The 17,423-nt window shown below is 73.3% G+C and carries 19 protein-coding genes; 11 read left to right on the top strand and 8 right to left on the bottom strand.

Going from position 1 to position 17,423, the window contains the following annotated elements; all coding sequences use genetic code 11:
• Positions 1-134 precede the first annotated feature (134 nt).
• The 4 genes from ASD16_RS10650 (at position 135) to ASD16_RS10665 (ending at position 3,802) form a co-directional block, all read left to right on the top strand.
• Positions 135-776: a TetR/AcrR family transcriptional regulator gene (locus ASD16_RS10650; RefSeq protein ID WP_082570767.1), complete on the top strand. Its 642-nt coding sequence runs from the start codon at positions 135-137 to the stop codon at positions 774-776.
• Between the two features lie 297 nt (positions 777-1,073).
• The gene (locus ASD16_RS10655) at positions 1,074-2,591 is read left to right on the top strand and encodes a sodium:solute symporter family protein (protein WP_055916625.1); all 1,518 of its coding nucleotides are present in this window, start codon (positions 1,074-1,076) and stop codon (positions 2,589-2,591) included.
• A gap of 86 nt (positions 2,592-2,677) precedes the next feature.
• Positions 2,678-3,181, top strand: a complete 504-nt coding sequence (locus ASD16_RS10660; protein WP_055916628.1) for an amino-acid N-acetyltransferase — start codon at positions 2,678-2,680, stop codon at positions 3,179-3,181.
• 42 nt (positions 3,182-3,223) lie between these two features.
• Positions 3,224-3,802, top strand: a complete 579-nt coding sequence (locus ASD16_RS10665) for a GNAT family N-acetyltransferase (RefSeq protein ID WP_055918259.1) — start codon at positions 3,224-3,226, stop codon at positions 3,800-3,802.
• Here ASD16_RS10665 and ASD16_RS10670 read toward each other — a convergent pair.
• Both ASD16_RS10670 and ASD16_RS10675 read right to left on the bottom strand, forming a co-directional pair.
• Complete coding sequence (locus ASD16_RS10670) at positions 3,784-4,686, bottom strand: A/G-specific adenine glycosylase (protein ID WP_235523243.1); 903 nt, start codon at positions 4,684-4,686, stop codon at positions 3,784-3,786. The two genes, ASD16_RS10665 and ASD16_RS10670, sit on opposite strands and share 19 nt — an antisense overlap.
• 105 nt (positions 4,687-4,791) lie before the next feature.
• Entirely contained in the window at positions 4,792-5,613 is an 822-nt protein-coding gene (locus tag ASD16_RS10675; RefSeq protein ID WP_235523244.1) for an oxidoreductase, read from the bottom strand.
• A 67-nt stretch (positions 5,614-5,680) separates the two neighbouring features.
• On the opposite strand from ASD16_RS10675, the gene ASD16_RS10680 reads away from it, so the two are divergent.
• Both ASD16_RS10680 and ASD16_RS10685 read left to right on the top strand, forming a co-directional pair.
• A complete protein-coding gene (locus ASD16_RS10680) occupies positions 5,681-6,361 on the top strand; it encodes a TetR/AcrR family transcriptional regulator (RefSeq protein ID WP_162250296.1) in 681 nt (226 codons plus the stop codon).
• A 206-nt stretch (positions 6,362-6,567) separates the two neighbouring features.
• A complete protein-coding gene (locus ASD16_RS10685; RefSeq protein ID WP_055916635.1) occupies positions 6,568-7,161 on the top strand; it encodes a hypothetical protein in 594 nt (197 codons plus the stop codon).
• Here the strand turns inward: ASD16_RS10685 and disA are convergent.
• The 4 genes from disA to radA form a co-directional block, all read right to left on the bottom strand.
• On the bottom strand, positions 7,158-8,234 hold the full coding sequence (gene disA / locus ASD16_RS10690) for a DNA integrity scanning diadenylate cyclase DisA (protein ID WP_055916637.1): 1,077 nt from the start codon (positions 8,232-8,234) through the stop codon (positions 7,158-7,160). The genes ASD16_RS10685 and disA overlap by 4 nt on opposite strands.
• Before the next feature lie 91 nt (positions 8,235-8,325).
• The gene (locus tag ASD16_RS10695; RefSeq protein ID WP_055916639.1) at positions 8,326-9,387 is read right to left on the bottom strand and encodes a LacI family DNA-binding transcriptional regulator; all 1,062 of its coding nucleotides are present in this window, start codon (positions 9,385-9,387) and stop codon (positions 8,326-8,328) included.
• A 68-nt stretch (positions 9,388-9,455) separates the two neighbouring features.
• Positions 9,456-9,686: a hypothetical protein gene (locus tag ASD16_RS10700; RefSeq protein WP_055916641.1), complete on the bottom strand. Its 231-nt coding sequence runs from the start codon at positions 9,684-9,686 to the stop codon at positions 9,456-9,458.
• Positions 9,687-9,925: 239 nt separating this feature from the next.
• Complete coding sequence (radA, locus tag ASD16_RS10705) at positions 9,926-11,347, bottom strand: DNA repair protein RadA (RefSeq protein ID WP_055916643.1); 1,422 nt, start codon at positions 11,345-11,347, stop codon at positions 9,926-9,928.
• A 74-nt stretch (positions 11,348-11,421) separates the two neighbouring features.
• Between radA and ASD16_RS10710 the strand changes: the two genes are divergently transcribed.
• The 4 genes from ASD16_RS10710 to ASD16_RS10725 all read left to right on the top strand — a co-directional run bounded on the left by ASD16_RS10710 (position 11,422) and on the right by ASD16_RS10725 (position 15,519).
• The gene (locus tag ASD16_RS10710) at positions 11,422-12,072 is read left to right on the top strand and encodes a TetR/AcrR family transcriptional regulator (protein WP_082570852.1); all 651 of its coding nucleotides are present in this window, start codon (positions 11,422-11,424) and stop codon (positions 12,070-12,072) included.
• Positions 12,069-12,992 carry an ABC transporter ATP-binding protein gene (locus ASD16_RS10715; RefSeq protein WP_055916647.1) on the top strand — a complete coding sequence of 308 codons (924 nt, stop codon included), beginning with the start codon at positions 12,069-12,071 and terminating at the stop codon, positions 12,990-12,992. Before ASD16_RS10710 ends, ASD16_RS10715 begins: the two co-directional genes overlap by 4 nt.
• Positions 12,989-14,602, top strand: coding sequence for an ABC transporter permease (locus ASD16_RS10720; RefSeq protein ID WP_055916649.1), 1,614 nt, complete (start codon positions 12,989-12,991; stop codon positions 14,600-14,602). The genes ASD16_RS10715 and ASD16_RS10720 overlap by 4 nt, the downstream gene beginning before the upstream one ends.
• A 68-nt stretch (positions 14,603-14,670) precedes the next feature.
• Entirely contained in the window at positions 14,671-15,519 is an 849-nt protein-coding gene (locus tag ASD16_RS10725; RefSeq protein WP_055916652.1) for a hypothetical protein, read from the top strand.
• Here ASD16_RS10725 and ASD16_RS10730 read toward each other — a convergent pair.
• Positions 15,498-16,334: a helix-turn-helix domain-containing protein gene (locus tag ASD16_RS10730; protein WP_055916654.1), complete on the bottom strand. Its 837-nt coding sequence runs from the start codon at positions 16,332-16,334 to the stop codon at positions 15,498-15,500. The genes ASD16_RS10725 and ASD16_RS10730 overlap by 22 nt on opposite strands.
• A gap of 68 nt (positions 16,335-16,402) precedes the next feature.
• Here ASD16_RS10730 and ASD16_RS10735 point away from each other — a divergent pair, with 68 nt between their 5' ends.
• The gene (locus ASD16_RS10735) at positions 16,403-16,813 is read left to right on the top strand and encodes a DUF1761 domain-containing protein (protein ID WP_055916656.1); all 411 of its coding nucleotides are present in this window, start codon (positions 16,403-16,405) and stop codon (positions 16,811-16,813) included.
• Between the two features lie 51 nt (positions 16,814-16,864).
• Here ASD16_RS10735 and ASD16_RS10740 read toward each other — a convergent pair whose 3' ends face one another.
• A complete protein-coding gene (locus ASD16_RS10740) occupies positions 16,865-17,245 on the bottom strand; it encodes a VOC family protein (protein ID WP_055916658.1) in 381 nt (126 codons plus the stop codon).
• Positions 17,246-17,423: the final 178 nt, after the last annotated feature.

Here is a 17,423-nt window from a genome sequence, read left to right on the forward strand (position 1 = left end):
CGACGTTCCGCCGCGATCACCGCCAGGTAAACCTCCTGTTACGCGGCCCGCTGCGTCCGCACGATCGGTCGTTCTGGCGACCGGATGTGCGGACGTTAAGGGGGTTCGGGGGACGGTGGTAGCGTCGGCTCGCCATGGCACGCAGACCCGGTCGACCGCGCGCGAGCGGCGACCCAGACGGTGAGCGCGACACCCGTCGCGACGTGCTCGACGCGGCCGCCGCCCTGTTCTGCACCGTCGGCTTCACGTCGACCAGCACCCGCGCCATCGCCGACGCGGCCGGTGTGCGCCAGGCGTCGATCTACCACCACTTCGCCGGGAAGGACGCGCTCCTGCTGGAGCTCCTGCTCGGCACGGTCCGGCCGTCGCTCGAGCTGGCCGACGCGCTCGCGACGGGCACCGAGCCGGCCGCCGCACGCCTGTGGACCCTCGTGCACGCCGACGTCGGTCTGCTCTGCGCCGGGCCGGTCAACCTCGGCGTGCTCTACATGCTCCCCGAGGTGGCCGGCGAGCAGTTCGCCGAGTTCCACGCGCTGCGGTCGCGCCTGCGGGCCCGGTACAGCGAGCTCGCGACGGCGGCCGACGACGGTGCCGACGACCGCGGCGCCCTGGTCCTCGGGCTCGTCGAGTCGGTGATCGTGCGCCGCCGGGACACCCCCGACCTCGACGTCGCCGCCGTGCAGGACGCGGTTGCCGACGGGGTGCTGCGGCTGGTCGGCTGCACCCCCGCCGAGATCGCGCTGGCCCGCGCCGTCCCGGTCGCGCTCGCGGTCTGACCTGCCGGCCGGTCGCGCGCGGGCCGCGCCGCTGGTCCAGCGCCCCGGTCAGCCTGGCGAACCCGACATGAGTGCCGGGAACGGCTCCAGAACGACGCTCATGTCGGCTTCGACGAGGCCGGGTCGCCTACGCGCGCGCGTACGCGGGTGCTGCGGTCGGCGATTTAACACAAGCGTTTCGTGCGCGCATCGGGCCGGACACAGGCCGGGTGGTCAATGAACCTGTCGGACGACAGAAACTCTGCCGGCCGGTTCGTCGAACCCCCCAGACCTGTTCGCCGTCCCCTCGGAGCCCCCATGATCATCGCCGGAGTCGGACTCTCCGTCCTCGCCGTCGTCCTCGTCGGCATCGTCGTCGCCCGCAAGGTCGACGGCGACAGCGCCAACTACCTCGTCGCCGGCCGCCGTCTCGGCGTCCCGCTCGTCGCGGCCTCGCTCATGGCGGCCGCCGTCGACTCCAACGCCACGGTCGGGAACACCGACCTCTCGGCATCGTTCGGGTTCTGGGCAGGGGCGTCCCTGGCGCTCGGCCTGGCCATCTGCCTGCTGCTCACGGGCCTGTTCCTGGCCAAGCCGATGAACCGCATGAAGCTGTTCACGCTGGCCGACTTCTACCGGCTCCGGTACGGCCGGGGGGTCGAGGTGGCGTCGTCGGTCTTCATGATCTTCGCGTTCGCCATCCTCATGGCCGGCAACCTGGTGGCCTGCGGGTTCCTGCTGGAACGGTTCCTCGGGCTCGACTACACGGTGGGTGTGCTCGTCGCGATCGCGCTGGTGCTCGTCTACACGATCGGCGGCGGGATGTTCTCCGACGCGTACACGGCCGCCGTCCAGATCGTCATCACGATCGTGGCCACGGCGTCCCTGGTGATCTGGTTCGGCATGACGTACGGCTTCGAGGTCGCCGACGGCATGGGGCCGTTCGACCTCGAGCAGCTCACCCAGACCAGCGCGGGCGCACCGATCAACTGGGCGACGCTCATCGCGCTCGGCATCGGCGACATCGTCGCGATCGACTTCATGCAGCGGATCTTCGCGGCCCGGAACCCGGAGACCGCCCAGAAGTCCTGCTTCACCGGTGCGGCCGGCACGGCGGTCATCGGCATCGCGTTCGCGATGGTCGCTCTCTCGGCGTCGTCGGTGCTCGGTCTGACCACGGAGGCGGGACCGATCCTCTTCCAGCTCCTCGACGACTACGCCCCGGCCGGCCTGACGGTCCTCGTCCTGTCCGGCATCGTCGCGGCGTCGTTCTCGACGGCGTCCGGGGCGATCCTGGCGACGTCCGCCGTGGCGGTCCGCAACATCTTCGGCGTCCGCCGGGTCACCGCCGTCAAGGAGGCGGGCGTCCGCGACCCGCTCCTGCTGTGGACGCGCGTGGCGATGATCCCGATCGTCGTGCTCGGTGTCTCGGTGGCCCTCAAGGTCGCCCAGACGGGCATCCTGCTGACCCTCGCGTTCGATCTCATGCTCGCCGGGCTGCTGGTGCCGTTCATCCTCGGGCTGTTCTGGAAGCGTGGCGGGACCCGGGCGGCCGTCGCGGCGCTCGTCGTCGGTGTCACGGTCCGCCTGGTGCTCTTCGTCCTGACGCCCACCGTCTACGGCGTGCCGAACGACGTCTGGTACATCCCCAACGACCTCATCGACGCGTCGTTCGACGGGTGGCCGACGTTCTGGGGCTTCGGCGCCTCGCTGATCGCCTACCTGGTCGCCGCCGCGATCTGGCCGCGCACCGTCTCCGAGGAGGCCTGGTCCATCGCGGACGGCATGCCCGACGAGACGGTCGTGGCTCCGCGCGAGCCCGAGCCCGCCGTCTGAACCGACCGGCGCACGGCCCGGTTCCCGTCGTCTCGGGAGCCGGGCCGTTCCGCGGGTCGCGACGGGCTCGCCAGTAGGTTGGCCCGATGTCCTTCCGTGTCCGCCCCGCCCTGCCGGCCGACGTCCGCGCCATCCGCGCGCTCGTCGAGCCGTATGCCGCCGAGCGCATCCTGCTGGCCAAGGAGTGGGTCGGCTACTACGAGGCGGTGCAGGAGTTCCTCGTGGTCGAGGCCGAGGACGGCGTGGTCATCGGCTGTGGCGCGCTGCACGTCATGTGGCAGGACCTCGCCGAGATCCGCACCCTCGCCGTCGACCGGACCTGGCGTGGCACCGGCATCGGGCACGCGCTGCTCGACGCCCTGCTGGAGCGTGCCGGCGAGCTGGGCCTGCGCCGGGTCTTCTGCCTGACGTTCGAGGTGGCGTTCTTCGAGTCCCACGGGTTCCACGTGATCGAGGGGACGCCCGTGACGCCCGACGTGTACCTGGAGCTGCTGCGGTCCCACGACGACGGCGTCGCCGAGTTCCTGGACCTCGCCCGCGTGAAGCCGAACACCCTGGGCAACACGAGGATGCTGATCGAGCTGGCCTGAAAAAGCGTGGGCTGCCCGCCGTCGCTCGGGCACGCTCGCCGGGTGAGCACCTACCTGGCCACAGACCGCCTGACCCTGCGCCCCTTCACCGCCGACGAGGCCGACCTGCTGATCGAGCTGGACAGCGACCCGGCGGTGATGCGTTTCCTCTCCGGCGGCGAGCCGACCCCGCCGGAGATCGTCCGCGAGGGTCACCTGCCGAGCATCCTGGCGGGCTACGAGCGGTGGGACGGCCGGTTCGGGCTGTTCGCGGCGCGGGAGACGGAGAGCGGGGCGTTCGTCGGGTGGTTCTGCCTGCGCCCCGAACGGGACGGTCCGCTGGACGAGGTCGAGCTCGGGTACCGGCTGCGCCAGGACGCGTGGGGCAAGGGGTACGCCACCGAGGTCGCGGCGGCGCTGGTGGACAAGGCGTTCTCGGAGCTCGACGTGCAGGTGGTCTGGGGCGCGACGATGTCTCTCAACCGTGCTTCCCAGAAGGTCATGGAGAAGGTCGACATGACCGTCACGGAGACCCTGGCGACCCCGGACGACATGCTGGCCGTCGAGGGGTCCGAGCTCGGCGGGTTCCGGTACGAGATCACGAAGGAGCAGTGGGAGGGGCGTCAGGTCGGCAGCCGGTAGGTCGGTGGGTCGTCGTCGCTCGCTGCCGGGTCGCGGGTGACCAGGCCGTCGGCGACGAGGGCGTCGACGCAGCGGGCCAGCTGCCGGGCGTCGGGCCACACGGCGTCCACGGCGGCTGCAGGTACCGGGCCGAGCGCGTCGCGCAGGAGGGCCATGACCCGCCCGCGCACCTGGCGGTCGGTGCCGGTGAACGTCTGGACCTTCCGGCGGCCGGCGTGCTCGTCGGCGGGACGTCCCGCCGCGAACCAGGCGCACACGTCCCGCACCGGGCAGGCGTCGCAGCGCGGGGAGCGCGCGGTGCACACCAGTGCGCCGAGCTCCATCGACGCGGCCGCCCACCGGGCCGCGGTCGCGTCGTCGTCAGGGACGTACCGGGTCGCGCGGCGGACCTCGTCGACCGTCTGGCTCGGCGCGGGCAGCGCGACCCCGTCGACCGTGCGCGCGAGCACCCGGCGCACGTTGGTGTCGAGCACCACCGACCGGCGCCCGTAGGCGAACGCGAGCACCGCGGCGGCCGTGTACGACCCGACCCCGGGCAGGGCCAGCAGCTCGGGCTCCGACGACGGCACCACGCCGCCGTGCCGCTCGACGACCGCGCGGGCGCACTCCTGCAGCCGCAGTGCGCGACGCGGGTACCCCAGCCGGTCCCACGCGCGCAGCACGTCGGCCGTCGACGCCGCGGCCAGGTCCGCCGGAGCGGGCCAGCGAGCCATCCACGACCGCCACGCCGGCTCGACCCGGACCACCGGCGTCTGCTGGAGCATGACCTCGCTGACCAGCACGCCCCACGCGGTCCGGTCCGCCGCCCGCCACGGCAGGTCGCGCGCGTGCACCCCGAACCAGGCGAGCACCGGCTCGCGAAGCTCGGCGGGGGTCACGGGCACCGCAGCATCCTGCCCCAGTCCGTGACCCTCGGCCGCGCCAGCCACGGTCGAGCGCACCGCGGTCGTCGGCATCCACGGCCGCGCGGTCCCGACCGCGGGCCGGCGCTACGCCGCCTCGGGCCGGCCGTAGCCGAACTGCGCGCGCGTGAGGGCGTCGAACGTGCGGTCCGGCAGGTACGTCGCGAGCGCGACGGCGAGGCGAGCGCCCCTGCCGACGCGGTACCGGGTCCTCGGCTTCCGCTCCAGCGCCGCACGGATGACGACCTGCGCGACCTGGTCGACGGTGCTCATCTGCCGGACGACCGCGGCGCTCGCGAAGTACGCCCGCATCCGCTCGGCCATCCGCTGGTACGGGCCGGCGCCGGACGCCTCGGACAGCCGATCCATCGCCGTGTCGTGCCAGCCGGTGTCGACGTAGCTGGGCTGGACGACGGCGACGTCGATGCCGAACTGTGCGACCTCGCCGCGCAGGGAGTCGGACAGAGCCTCGAGCGCGAACTTCGACGCGTGGTACCAGCCGCCGAGCGGCGCGGCGAACTCGCCGGCGAGCGACGACACGTTGACGACGCGGCCCGAGCCGGCCGCTCGCATGCCCGGCAGGACGGCCTGCATCAACCGGGCCGCGCCCAGCACGTTGACCTCGAGCTGGCGGCGGGCGTCGTCGATGGACGTCTCCTCGACGGAGCCGAACTCGCCGTAGCCCGCGCAGTTGACCAGGACGTCGATGGCGCCCGCGTCGTCGAGCACCCGGCGCACGGCTGCGTCGACGGACGCATCGTCGGTGAGGTCGAGGGGGACCGGGACGACGCCCGCGGGGACGTCGTGCGTGCGACGGGCGGCGCCGTAGACCTGGTGGCCCGAGGCGGCGAGCAGCTGCGCGGTGCGGCGGCCGATGCCGGAGGACGCGCCGGTGACGAGGACGATCATGGCCATCTCCTTGGAGGTTTACTGTGAACGTGATTCGCATTTACAGAAGTACCGTACGATGGACGCCATGGCAGGTCAAGGGGACGGGTCGAGGGCGTTGCGAGTTCTGTGGGGCGCCGAGGGCGGTGCCCCCCGTGGACCTCGGCCGCGGCTGTCGCTGCCGCAGGTCGCGGATGCCGCGGTCGGCCTCGCCGACGCGCACGGGCTGGACGGCGTGACGCTCGCGAACGTCGCCGCCGGGCTCGGGATGACCACGTCGGCGCTCTACCGGTACGTCGACTCCAAGGACGTCCTGGTCGAGCTCATGGTGGATGTCGCGGTCGGCGAGCCGCCGAGGCTGACGGCCGGCACCTGGCAGGACGCCTCCCGCGAGTGGGCGTGGGCGCTGCGCGAGCGCTACCGGCTGCATCCCTGGCTCGCGCAGGTCGTGCCGACCGGCGCGCCCCGGGTGCCGAACCCGGTCGCGTGGATCGCCGTGCTCGTCGAGGCGCTCGAGCACGCCCCCGGGATCGACGGCATGCGGGTGGCCCTGCTGCTCGACGGCCTGGTCCGCAGCCATGCGGCCGTCGCCGGCGTCTCGGGCTCCGCACCGCCCGAGTGGCTCCCCGACGTGATCGCCGCACAGCACCCCGTGCTCGCGTCCGCGATGGACCGCGACTGGTCCGACCCGGACGCCGAGCTCACGTTCGCCCTCGACGTCCTCCTGCGCGGGCTGTCGACCAGCGCGCAGGACGCGCCCGACCTCTGATCGCGGCTGGTGCCCGCCGCCGGCTGATCGTCGAGCGTCCACCGAGAAAGAACCACCGCGGGCCGCCTGCACCTCGTCCGAGGAGCGACCGCGCCGTCGTCCGTCTCGATCTCTGAGCACCACCGCGCGTCGGCCGGGCGGGTCGGCGAACCTTGCCTCTACGGTGGTCGCGCCGCGGGGTCACGCGGCGCTGGTCTGGAGGATGCATGAGCGACTCGCGACGCCTGCCCGCCCGCGTCTACTGGGTGCGTCGGTTCGTGGTGCTCGGCATCCCGCTGATCATCATCGCGGTCGTCGTGTGGTTCTTCGTGGGGCGCGACTCGGGGGAGGACCCGGCCGCCCAGGGCGGCACCTCGTCGGCACCGGTCGAGCCCGAGCCGAGCGAGACCCCGACGGACACCGACGGCGTGGGCGACTGCGCACCTGCCGCCCTGGCCCTCGCGATGACGGCCGACGCCACCTCGTTCGCGCCGGGCGTCAGCGCGACGTTCACCGTCGCCGTCACCAACACCGGCGCGGAGCCCTGCCTGGTCGACGCGGGCGAGGCGCAGCGCGAGATCGTCATCACGTCCGGGTCCGACCGGGTGTGGTCGAACCGCGACTGCATCGCGCCCGGCACCGAGACCCGCACGCTGCTGCTGGCGGGCGGGCAGACCGACACGACCCCGTTCGCGTGGAACCGGATCCGCTCCGCGGACGGCTGCCCGGCGGACCTGCCGGCACCCGGCGCGGGCACCTACTCCGCGCAGCTCAACCTCGCCGGCGTCAGCGCACCCGCAGCGGTGTTCGGGCTGGGCTAGACGTACCGCTCGAGGATGCTCGACTCCGCGAGCCGGGACAGTCCCTCGCGGACCGCCCGGGCGCGCTGCTCGCCGACGCCGTCGACGGCCATGAGGTCCTCGATGCCGGCCGCGAGCAGCTTCTGCAGACCGCCGAAGTGCGCGACCAGGCGGTCGACGATGGCGCCGGGCAGGCGCGGGACCTTGGACAGCAGGCGGTAGCCGCGCGGACCGGCGGCGGCGTCGAGCGCGTCGCCGCCGCCGGGCAGGCCGAGCACGCTGGCGATGCGGGCGTTGTCGAGCAGCTCGGTGGAGTCCAGCTCCGCCAGCTCGTCGAGGACCGAGTCGACCTCGCGGCGGCTGGTGTCGACGTAGTCGCGGATGATCAGCGCCCGGTCCGAGCCGATGCCGCCGACCAGCTCGTCGAGCTGCAGGGTCAGCAGGCGCCCGTCGGTACCGAGCTCGACGACGTAGCCCTCGATCTCCTCGGAGATGCGGCGGACCATCTCGAGGCGCTGCACCACGGCGGACACGTCGCGGACCGTGACCAGGTCCTCGATCTCGAGCGCGGACAGAGTGCCGCTGACCTCGTCGAGCCGCGACTTGTACCGCTCGAGGGTGGCCAGAGCCTGGTTGGCGCGGGACAGGATGGTGGTCGAGTCCTCGATGACGTGCCGCTGGCCGCCGACGTACAGCGCGATGATCCGCATCGACGCCGAGACCGACACGACCGGCAGCCCGGTCTGCTTGGCAACGCGCTCCGCGGTGCGGTGCCGGGTGCCGGACTCGGACGTCTCGATGGTGACGTCGGGGAGGAGCTGCACGGCCGCGCGCAGGATGCGGGAGATGCCCGCGTCCACCACGACGGCGCCGTCCATCTTGGCCAGCTCACGCAGGCGGGTGGCGGAGAACTCCACGTCCAGCACGAAGCCGCCGGAGCAGATGCTCTCGACCGTCTGGTCGAAGCCGAGGACGATCAGCGCACCCGTGCGACCCCGCAGGATCCGCTCCAAGCCGTCGCGAAGCTCGCCGCCGGGCGCGACGGCGGCAAGGGTCGACCTCAGGAGGTCGTCGGGGGCGTGCGAGTGGGGCACGGTTGCATGGTAACGACGAGCGCCGACGTCAGCCGCAGCGACCCGCATGCCGGACCCGTTCGCCGTCACGCGTTCGCCCGTTCGACACCGCTCACGCGCTGTGCGGAGGTGCGGTGCTGTCGCGGACGACGAGGTCGACGAGGATGCGGTGCTCCTCCGCCTCGGGCGGGGCACCGCTGCGGGACCGAGCGATCGCCGAGGTCAGCGCCAGAGCGGCCGCCTTGCCCTTGGCGTCGAAGTCCTGGCGCACCGTGGTCAGGGCGGGCCGCATCCGGCGCGACAGCGGAGAGTCGTCGAAACCGACGACGGAGATGTCCTCGGGCACGCGCAACCCGGCGTCCTCGGCGGCGTGCACGACCGCGGCGGCCATCAGGTCGGAGAAGCACAGCACCGCGGTCGGGCGGTCGGGGCCGGCGACCAGCGCCCGCGCGCCCTGCGAGACGTCCGGCTCGGCGTTGTCGTGGACCGACATGACGGCAGGCGTCACCCCGGCTTCCGCCAGCGTCTCGAGCCAGCCGGTCTGGCGCTCGCGGGCGACGAAGTTGGAGCCGGCGAGGGAGAGGTCGGACGTCCACCCGGGCGGCCTCGTCGAGTTCATGGTCAGGACGGCGATCCGCCGGTGGCCCAGGTCCAGGAGGTGCTGGGCGCCCAGCCGGGACCCGTGGCGCTCGTCGAGGAGCACGCTCGACGCGTCGTCGACGGGCTCGCCGTCGACGAACACCAGCGGGAGCTTGCGCTTCACGAGCCAGTCGACCGCGGGGTAGTCGGCGGCGCAGCCGTAGATCAGGGCGCCGTCCATCGGGATGTCGCGGGCGGGGATCCTCCCCTCCGAACCGCTCGACGGGAGGAGCACGACGGCCATGCCGGTGGGGGCGAGCTCCTCGGCCACCGCACCGAAGAACGCAGCCGCCATGGGGTCGAGGAACGCCGTGCCCACAGACTCGGTGAGCAGCACTCCGACCGCTCCCGTGGTCCCTCGCGCCAGGGCCCGCGCCGACGGGTCGGGACCGACGTACCCGAGGTCGGCGGCTGCGTCGAGGATCGTCCGTCGCATCTGCGCCGACAGCTGGTCCGGGCGCGAGAAGGCGTTGGACACCGTCATGCGGCTGACGCCCACGCGGTCCGCGATCGTCTGCAGGGTCACCCTGGACACGACGCCACCCTGTTCCGCTCCATGCGGGACAGGGTAGGTCGCCGGGACGAGTCCCGGAGGGCTGGCCGTCATCGCGCCGGGTGACCGGCCTCGCAGCCGTTCGCGGGTGCGACCGCGTCGGCCAGGTGGTGCAGGGCGCCGGCGAGCGTGCGCCGGGTCCGCGGGGCGTGGGTGCGGCGTGTGCGCGGACGCGGTGCGTCCTCGGGCACCTCGGGTGCCCAGGGGCGCGCGCTCTCGGCCTCGTGCCGTGCGGCGGTCACTCCGAAGAGCAACCCGAACTGGGGCGTGTCCATCGACATCAGGGGGTTCTCCTGTCGGTCCGTCGTTCTTCTGTACCGCTAAAGTAACCCTGATCTCTGTACCGGTCAAGAGGACGCGAGAACTGGATCGCAGAGCGAGTGGACCGAGGCCCGCTCGGGCTCCGGGTGCCGAGGTCCGGCACCAGCGCTGCCGTTGTGGCGGGCCGGGCGACGCCGACGGGTCAGCGACTCCCGGCACCAGCGCTGCCGTGGTCGAGGGCCGCGCGCCGCCGACGGGGTCAGCGACTCCCGGCTGACGCCAGGTCCGGCACCAGCCCCGCCGCCGTCACGGCCTCGCCCAGGTCCGCCGCGGTCAGGACCGTGAGCCCGGCGGGCGGTGTCGCGCCGTCGAGCGCACCCGCCGGCACGATCGCGCGCGTGAAGCCGAGCCGGGCTGCTTCGGCCAGCCGGCGACCGACGCCGGACACCGTCCGGATCTCCCCGGCGAGCCCGACCTCGCCGATCGCGACCAGCCCGCGCGGCAACGGCACGTTCTCGCGCGAGCTCACGGCGGCCAGCGCCAGGGCCAGGTCCGCGCCCGGCTCCATCACGCGGGCGCCGCCGATGGTCGACACGTAGACGTCCTGGTCCGCCAGCCGCGCACCGAGCCTGCGCTGGAGCACGGCGAGCACCATGGCCAGCCGGCTGCTGTCCACCCCGCTCGTGGTCCGGCGCGGGTTGGGCACCGCGCTGGGCGCGACGAGGGACTGCACCTCGACGACGAGGGGACGGCGACCCTCCAGCGTGACGGTCAGGCAGGTGCCCGGGACGGCGTGCAGGGCCTGGGAGATGAACAGCCCGCTCGGGTCCGCCAGCCCGACGATCCCCGTCTCCGACAGGTCGAAGCAGCCGACCTCGTCGGTCGGGCCGTACCGGTTCTTGGTGGCCCGCAGCATCCGCAGGCGCGAGTGCCGCTCGCCCTCGAACTGGCAGACGACGTCGACGAGGTGCTCGAGCGTGCGCGGGCCGGCCACCGACCCGTCCTTGGTGACGTGCCCGATGAGAACGACCGGCAGGTCCCGGGACTTGGCGGCCTGGATCACCGCCGTGGCCACCTCCCGCACCTGGGACACGCCCCCGGCGGTCCCCTCGACCTGCGCGGACGCGATGGTCTGGATCGAGTCGAGCACCAGCAGGTCGGGGTCGACGTGCTCGATGTGCCCGAGGACGGTGCCCAGGTCGGTCTCCGCGGTGAGCAGCAGCTGCGGGTCGAGCGCGTGGATCCGGCCGGCCCGCAGGCGCACCTGCGCGGCGGACTCCTCGCCGGTGACATAGAGGACCTTGCGTCCGGTCCGAGCCGCGCGCGCGGCGACGTCGAGCAGCAGGGTCGACTTGCCGACCCCCGGCTCGCCGGCCAGCAGCACCACGGCGCCCGGCACCAGGCCGCCACCGAGCACCCGGTCGAGCTCGTCGACCCCGGTGGGCCTGGCCCGCGCGGTCTCGATGTCGATCTGGTCGATCGGCCGCGCCGGGGAGCGCGTCGGGGAGGTGGCGACCGTGCGGGGCGCCCCGCCGCCAGGGCCCGTGTCCTCGAGGACCGACCCCCACGCCTGGCACTCGCCGCAGCGGCCGACCCACTTGCTCGCGGTCCAGCCGCACTCCGTGCAGCGGAAGGCCGGGCGGGCGCTGCGGTCGGGCCGCTTGGAGGAGGTCGAGGTCACGCGCCGCACGGTAGCCGCAGGCTCTGACACGACCCTCTTGCGCCACGGCTGAACACACGTTTAACGTAGTGAACGTGCGTTCAGAGGACCTCACCGCCCGCGCCCGGATCCGGGACGCGGCGGTCGCGCGCTTCGGTCGCGACGGGTTCCGCGCGCCGGTGCGCGCCATCGCGGAGGACGCCGGGGTCAGCGCCGGGCTGGTGATCCACCACTTCGGCTCCAAGGACGCGCTGCGCGCCGAGTGCGACGCGCACGTGCTGCGGGTCATCCGCGAGGAGAAGTCGTCGGCGATCGCGGAGAAGTCGCCGGCCGAGACGATCGGGATGCTGGCGCGAGTGCAGGAGTACGCGCCCCTGTTCGCCTACATCGTGCGCAGCCTCATGGACGGCGGGGCGCTCGCGGCGCACTTCGTCGACGGGTTGATGGACGACGCCGCGGACTACCTGGAGGCGGGTGAGGCGGCGGGCACGGTCCGCGGCTCGAGCGACCCCCGCGGGCGGGCGCGTCAGGTCGTCGCCGCCCAGGTCGGTCTCATCGTGATGGCGCAGCTGGACGCGGCCGCGGGCCGGGGCGTCGCGCCGACGGACGACCCGGCCAAGGCGATCGACGAGCTCACCAGCCGCACCATGCTCGCCGGCCTCGAGCTCTACACGCACGGCCTCTTCACCGACAGCAGATACCTCGACGCCTATCGGCACTTTCAGCAGGACAAGGAGAAGTCATGACCGACGCCATCGCGGTCAGCGGACTCGTCAAGTCGTTCGGCGCCAAGCGCGCGCTCGACGGGTTCGACCTCACCGTCCGCACGGGGGAGGTGCACGGCTTCCTCGGCCCCAACGGCGCGGGCAAGTCGACCACGATCCGCGTGCTCCTCGGGCTGCTGCGCGCCGACGCCGGGGACGTCCGGCTGCTCGGGGGCGACCCGTGGCGCGACGCCGTCGCCCTGCACAGGCGGCTGGCGTACGTGCCCGGCGAGGTCAACCTGTGGCCCAACCTGTCCGGTGGCGAGTCGATCGACGTGCTCGGGCGCCTGCGAGGTGGGCTCGACCCCGCCCGTCGCGACGCCCTCATCGAACGGTTCGAGCTGGACCCGCGCATCAAGGGTCGCGCCTACTCCAAGGGCAACCGGCAGAAGGTCGCCCTCGTCGCGGCGCTCGCGGCGGACGTCGAGCTGCTGCTCATGGACGAGCCGACCAGCGGCCTGGACCCCCTCATGGAGGCGGTCTTCCAGCAGGTCGTGCAGGAGGCCGCCGCCGACGGGCGCACCGTGCTGCTGTCCAGCCACATCCTGGCCGAGGTCGAGGCCCTGTGCCGTCGCGTCACGATCATCCGGCAGGGTCGCGCGGTGCAGAGCGGGTCGCTGGAGGAGCTGCGCAGCCTCACCCGCACCACCGTGACCGCGGGCCTCCGTGACGCCGACGAGGCCGAGCGCACCCTGACCGCGGTCGACGGCGTGCACCACGTGCAGCGCGACGACGGCCACCTGACCGTCGACGTCGACACCGCCTCGCTCAACGACGTGCTCGCGCGGCTGACCGGGTTCGGTGTCCGGTCGCTGACCGCCCACCCGACGCTCGAGGACCTGTTCCTGCGCGAGTACAGCGAGGAGCTGGCCACTCTGGGCGTGCACGAGGAGTCGCGATGAGCGCGGTCGTCGACAACCGCTCCAGCGAGCTCGCCGGCACCCGAGGCCTCGTCCGGGTCGCCCTGCGCCTGGACCGGTGGCGCACGGCGATCTGGGCCGTCGCGGTCGCCGGGCTCACGCAGGTGTCCGTCAGCGGGTTGTCGCAGGTCTACTCCACACCCGAGTCGCTGGCCGGCCGGGCGCAGCTCATCTCGTCGCCCGCGGCGACCGCGCTGGCCGGCCCCGGGTACGGGCTCGACGACTACACGGTCGGCGCGATGACGGCCAACGAGCTGGGCCTCTGGCTCATGATCCCGGTCGCGATCATGGCCCTGCTCACGGTGACGCGGCACCTGCGGGCCGCCGAGGAGGACGGCCGGCTCGAGCTCGTGCGGTCCGCACCCGTCGGTCGCGACGCTCCCGTGGTCGCCGGGCTGGTCGCCGCGGTCGTCGCGACGGTGGTCGTCGGAGGGCTCACGTTCCTCGCCCTCGTGTCGACCGGCCTCGACGCGGTCGGCTCGCTCGCGCTCACGGGCGGCATCGTCATGGTCGGGCTGGTCTTCGCCGGCATCTCCGCGGTCGCCTCGCAGCTGACCGCGCACGCGCGGGCGGCCAGCTCGCTCGGCATGGCGGCGCTCGGGGTCGCGTTCCTGCTGCGGGCGGTCGGCGACGTGCGCGGCCCGGAGAGCACCAGCGTGCTCACGTGGCTGTCCCCGTTCGGGTGGGCGCAGGCGACGCGCGCGTACGTCGACGAGCGGTTCTGGCCGCTCGCCATCGGCGTCGTCGTGGCCGCCGTCCTGGTGGCCGTGGCGTTCTGGCTCGTCGGCCGTCGCGACCTGGGCACCGGGCTGCTCGCCGAGCGGCTGGGCCGTCCGCGGGCGTCGGCACGCCTGTCGGGGATGGTCGCGCTGACGGTGCGGCGGCAGTCCGGCGCGATCCTCTCGTGGGGACTCGGGATCGTCGTCATGGGCGTGTTCATCGGGCTCCTGGCCGGCGAGATCGTCGACTTCGTCGCCGACGAGCCCCAGCTCGCGCAGATGTTCCCGACCGGCCCGAACGGTGCCGCGGCGTCGGCCTTCGCGCTCTACACGGTCTTCCTCGCGGTGATGGCGGGCGCGTACGCCGCGACCGCCGTGCATGCGGCACGGACGGAGGAGAACGCGACGCGCGGCGCGATCGTGCTGGCCGGACCGGTGTCGCGGGTGCGCTGGCTGGGCTCGCAGGTGGGAGTCGCGGCGGTCGCTGCGACCGCGATCATGCTGGTCACAGGCCTGCTGATGGGCCTGACCGCGACTGCCTCGCTCGGTGAGCGCTCCGTCGCGCAGCTGGTCGGCGCGACCGCGGTGACCCTCCCCGCGGTCGGGATCATGCTCGGCGTCGCGGTCGTCGTCATGGGCGTCGCGCCCCGGGCCTTCGGGCTCGTCTGGGCCTACGTGACGTACGTCGGCGTCGTGGGCCTGTTCGCGGCGCTGCTGCCCGACGGCTCCGACGTCCTCTCGCCGTTCACCTACACGCCGCAGCTGCCCGCCGAGGCGATGGACTGGCCGCCCGTGCTCCTCCTCGCCGCCGTGGCCGTCGCGCTGAACGCAGCGGGGCTCGCCGCGTTCCGGCGTCGTGACGTCGTCGGCTGAGTTTCCGTCGGTAGGCTGCGGGGCGTCCGGCGAGGGTTCGGGCGACGCGACGCGATGGGGGAGCCCCGATGAGCGACACCGGCCGTCCCGGCCCCGAACGACCGGCCGGTCAGCCGACGCCGCCGATCTCGAACTGGCAGGCGATGCAGCCGAAGCCGCCCACCGCGCCGATCCCCACCACCGCGGACGCCGGGCCGACCGCGAGCCCGCCCGCCGGACCGCGCGCAGGCGTGCCGGCCGCGTTCGCCGCGCAGCAGGCCGCACCAGCAGCCGAGCCGGACCCGGCACCCGCTGCGTCAGGTCGCCCCCGCTGGCTGATCCCGGCGATCATCGGCGTCGTCGTCCTCGTGATCGCCGCGGTCGTCATCGGCATCGTCGTCAGCTCCGGCGACGACACCACCGACGACGCACCCCCGGCCGTCGCGACCACCATCCTGCTGCCCTCCCCGACGCCGACCATCGAGGCCGTCGCTCGGCCCGCGACCAGCGCCTTCGCGGTCGCCCTGCCGACGACCGTGCTGCAGTACGCGCTCGCGACGTCGGCCGCCGACCCCGAGTGGCAGGCCGCTGGTGCCATCGAGGCCTACACGGAGACCTACACCGACGGCGGCGCCGCTACCGTCACCGTCCGCTCCGGCCAGTGGGAGACGGCCGAGGAGGCCTCCGCGTTCGCCGCCACGCTCGTCGCCGCGTTCCCGCCCGCGCCTGCCACCCCGGACCCGTCCGCGTCGCCCACGGGACCGACCCTCCCGCAGAGCGGCGACGTCACCGCCGGCGGGGCTGTGGCCGGCACCTACTCGATCGTCGACGCCGGCAACGGGACGGGCATCGCGGTCTGGGTCAACGGGACCTCGGTCTTCCAGGCGACCGCCCCGGTCGCAGACATCGTCGACCTCTACAACGCGTTCCCGCTCTGACGCCTCAGCTGCTGAAGCTGCCGGCGGTAGGCGCCCGGTGTGGTGCCCGTCGCTGAACGGAAGTCGCTGGTCAGGTGCGCCTGGTCGGCGTACCCGAGCTGCACGGCGATCGCGGCGAGGTCGTCGTCGCCGTGCGCTGCGATCGCCCGCGCGGCCTCCTGCAACCGGATGCGGCGGGCCGCCTGCTTGGGTCCGATGCCGAGGGTCGCCGACAGTGCCCGCTGGATCGTGCGCTCGCTGACTGCGAAGTGCTCCGCGAGCGGGGTGCCGGTCTGGCGGTAGGCGCGTGAGCGCAGCTCGTCGAGGACCCGGTTGGCCAGCAGGCGGGTGGGTGGCGGCGGGTTCGCCCGCAGGCGACGGCCGATGAGCTCGTCGGCGGCCCGGGCGCGGTCGTCGGGGGTGCGCGCAGTCGCGATGTCCGCGAGGAGGGCGCGCAGCCCGCCCTCGGTGAGCGGGATCGTCGCGTCAGCGAGGTCCTGCGGTCGGAGCGTGCTCAGCACGGCGAGCCCGGCGGGGCGCAGCCGGATCGCGAACACGTCACCCGACCCGGCGATGCGCCGCCGCCACGCCCGGCGGTGCAGCCCGGTGACGACGAGGTCGGCGGGGACGTCACCGGCCTCGACGGTCAGCGTGACGGCTGGTAGGTCGACGATCGTCTGGTCGACGACCTCGCCCTCGTCCAGGTGCCAGCGCACGTGCCAGTACGTGTCCACCACGTCGCGGACGGCGGGGTCGGGGTCGATCCACCGCGCGGCGTAGCGGACCAGGTTCTCGGGGTGCAGCACGCCCGAGGCCTCGTCGGGGCGGATGCGCATGCTCCACGATCGCGGTCGGTGTCGTCTTTCTCCAAGACCTTGCCGCGGGCCGGTGCCGACCATGGCACGTGATCTCCCACGTGACCGACCTCAGCTGGCTCGCGATCGGCATCGCGACCCTCGTCTACTACCTCCTCGGTGCCCTCTGGTTCACGCCGCTGTTCGGTGCTGCCTGGGACACGGCCATCGGGTACACCCGGGTGCGTGGTGAGCGCTTCTCCGCCGCGTACTACGTGGTGCCGCTGGTCAGCAGCCTGCTGGTGACGGTCGCGATGGGTCTCCTCGTCGCCGCGGCCGGGATCGAGGAGCCGGTGGACGCCCTCGTCCTCGGTCTGGTCGTCGGCATCGGGGTCGCCCTGGCCGTCTCCGTGAACAACGCCCTGACGCCCCACACGCCGCACCCGTTCCGCCTGGGCGTCATCACGGGTGGGTACCACGTCGTCGGCATCGTCGCGGTGACGCTGATCGTCGCGCGCTAGCGCCGACCGGTCACGGCTGACGCGACGATGCCCGTGGCGGAAGCCCGCGGGTCAGCTGGCCTCGATGATCGACAGGATGTTGCCGCCCGGGTCCGTGAACCAGGCGATCAGCGGGCCGCCGCCGCGGAACACGTAGTCGTCGTCGGTCTCCGTGGGGGTGCCCGCGTACTTCTCGAACTGCACGCCGCGCTCCCGCAGCTCCGCGACCGTGCCGGGGACGTCCTCGACGGGGAAGTTGAGCACCGTGTAGCCGGCCGGCGCATGTGCCGGGCCCTTGGGGTAGACGAGCACCTCGTGACCGCTGTCGAAGCGCAGGAAGAGCATCCCGTTCTCCTCGGACACGTCGAGCCCGAGCACGTCGGCGTAGAACGCCCGCGCGGCCGGCACGTCGTCGGTCGAGAACCCGCTGAACGCCTTGCTGAGATCGGCCATCACCACTCCTCGGAGACATCGTCGGCAATCCCGTCCAGGCTCCCGCGCCCACCCCGCTCCCGCGACCGCAACGTCCGCACAAAGGACTGCTGGGACGCGTTCATGTGCGGACGTTGCGGGGGCGAACGCCGGGACGTCCGCACACAGGAGCGTTGGGACGCGTTGATGTGCGGACGTC

The sequence above is a fragment of the Cellulomonas sp. Root485 genome, assembly GCF_001426705.1.
GTDB lineage: Bacteria > Actinomycetota > Actinomycetes > Actinomycetales > Cellulomonadaceae > Cellulomonas.

Bases quoted from the DNA above. Each gene is read 5' to 3' on its own strand.
- ASD16_RS10650 (WP_082570767.1), top strand. From the start codon at position 135: ATGGCACGCAGACCCGGTCGACCGCGCGCGAGCGGCGACCCAGACGGT.
- ASD16_RS10655 (WP_055916625.1), top strand. From the start codon at position 1,074: ATGATCATCGCCGGAGTCGGACTCTCCGTCCTCGCCGTCGTCCTCGTC.
- ASD16_RS10660 (WP_055916628.1), top strand. From the start codon at position 2,678: ATGTCCTTCCGTGTCCGCCCCGCCCTGCCGGCCGACGTCCGCGCCATC.
- ASD16_RS10675 (WP_235523244.1), bottom strand. From the start codon at position 5,613: ATGATCGTCCTCGTCACCGGCGCGTCCTCCGGCATCGGCCGCCGCACC.
- ASD16_RS10680 (WP_162250296.1), top strand. From the start codon at position 5,681: ATGGCAGGTCAAGGGGACGGGTCGAGGGCGTTGCGAGTTCTGTGGGGC.
- ASD16_RS10685 (WP_055916635.1), top strand. From the start codon at position 6,568: ATGAGCGACTCGCGACGCCTGCCCGCCCGCGTCTACTGGGTGCGTCGG.
- ASD16_RS10700 (WP_055916641.1), bottom strand. From the start codon at position 9,686: ATGTCGATGGACACGCCCCAGTTCGGGTTGCTCTTCGGAGTGACCGCC.
- ASD16_RS10715 (WP_055916647.1), top strand. From the start codon at position 12,069: ATGACCGACGCCATCGCGGTCAGCGGACTCGTCAAGTCGTTCGGCGCC.
- ASD16_RS10720 (WP_055916649.1), top strand. From the start codon at position 12,989: ATGAGCGCGGTCGTCGACAACCGCTCCAGCGAGCTCGCCGGCACCCGA.
- ASD16_RS10725 (WP_055916652.1), top strand. From the start codon at position 14,671: ATGAGCGACACCGGCCGTCCCGGCCCCGAACGACCGGCCGGTCAGCCG.
- ASD16_RS10730 (WP_055916654.1), bottom strand. From the start codon at position 16,334: ATGCGCATCCGCCCCGACGAGGCCTCGGGCGTGCTGCACCCCGAGAAC.
- ASD16_RS10740 (WP_055916658.1), bottom strand. From the start codon at position 17,245: ATGGCCGATCTCAGCAAGGCGTTCAGCGGGTTCTCGACCGACGACGTG.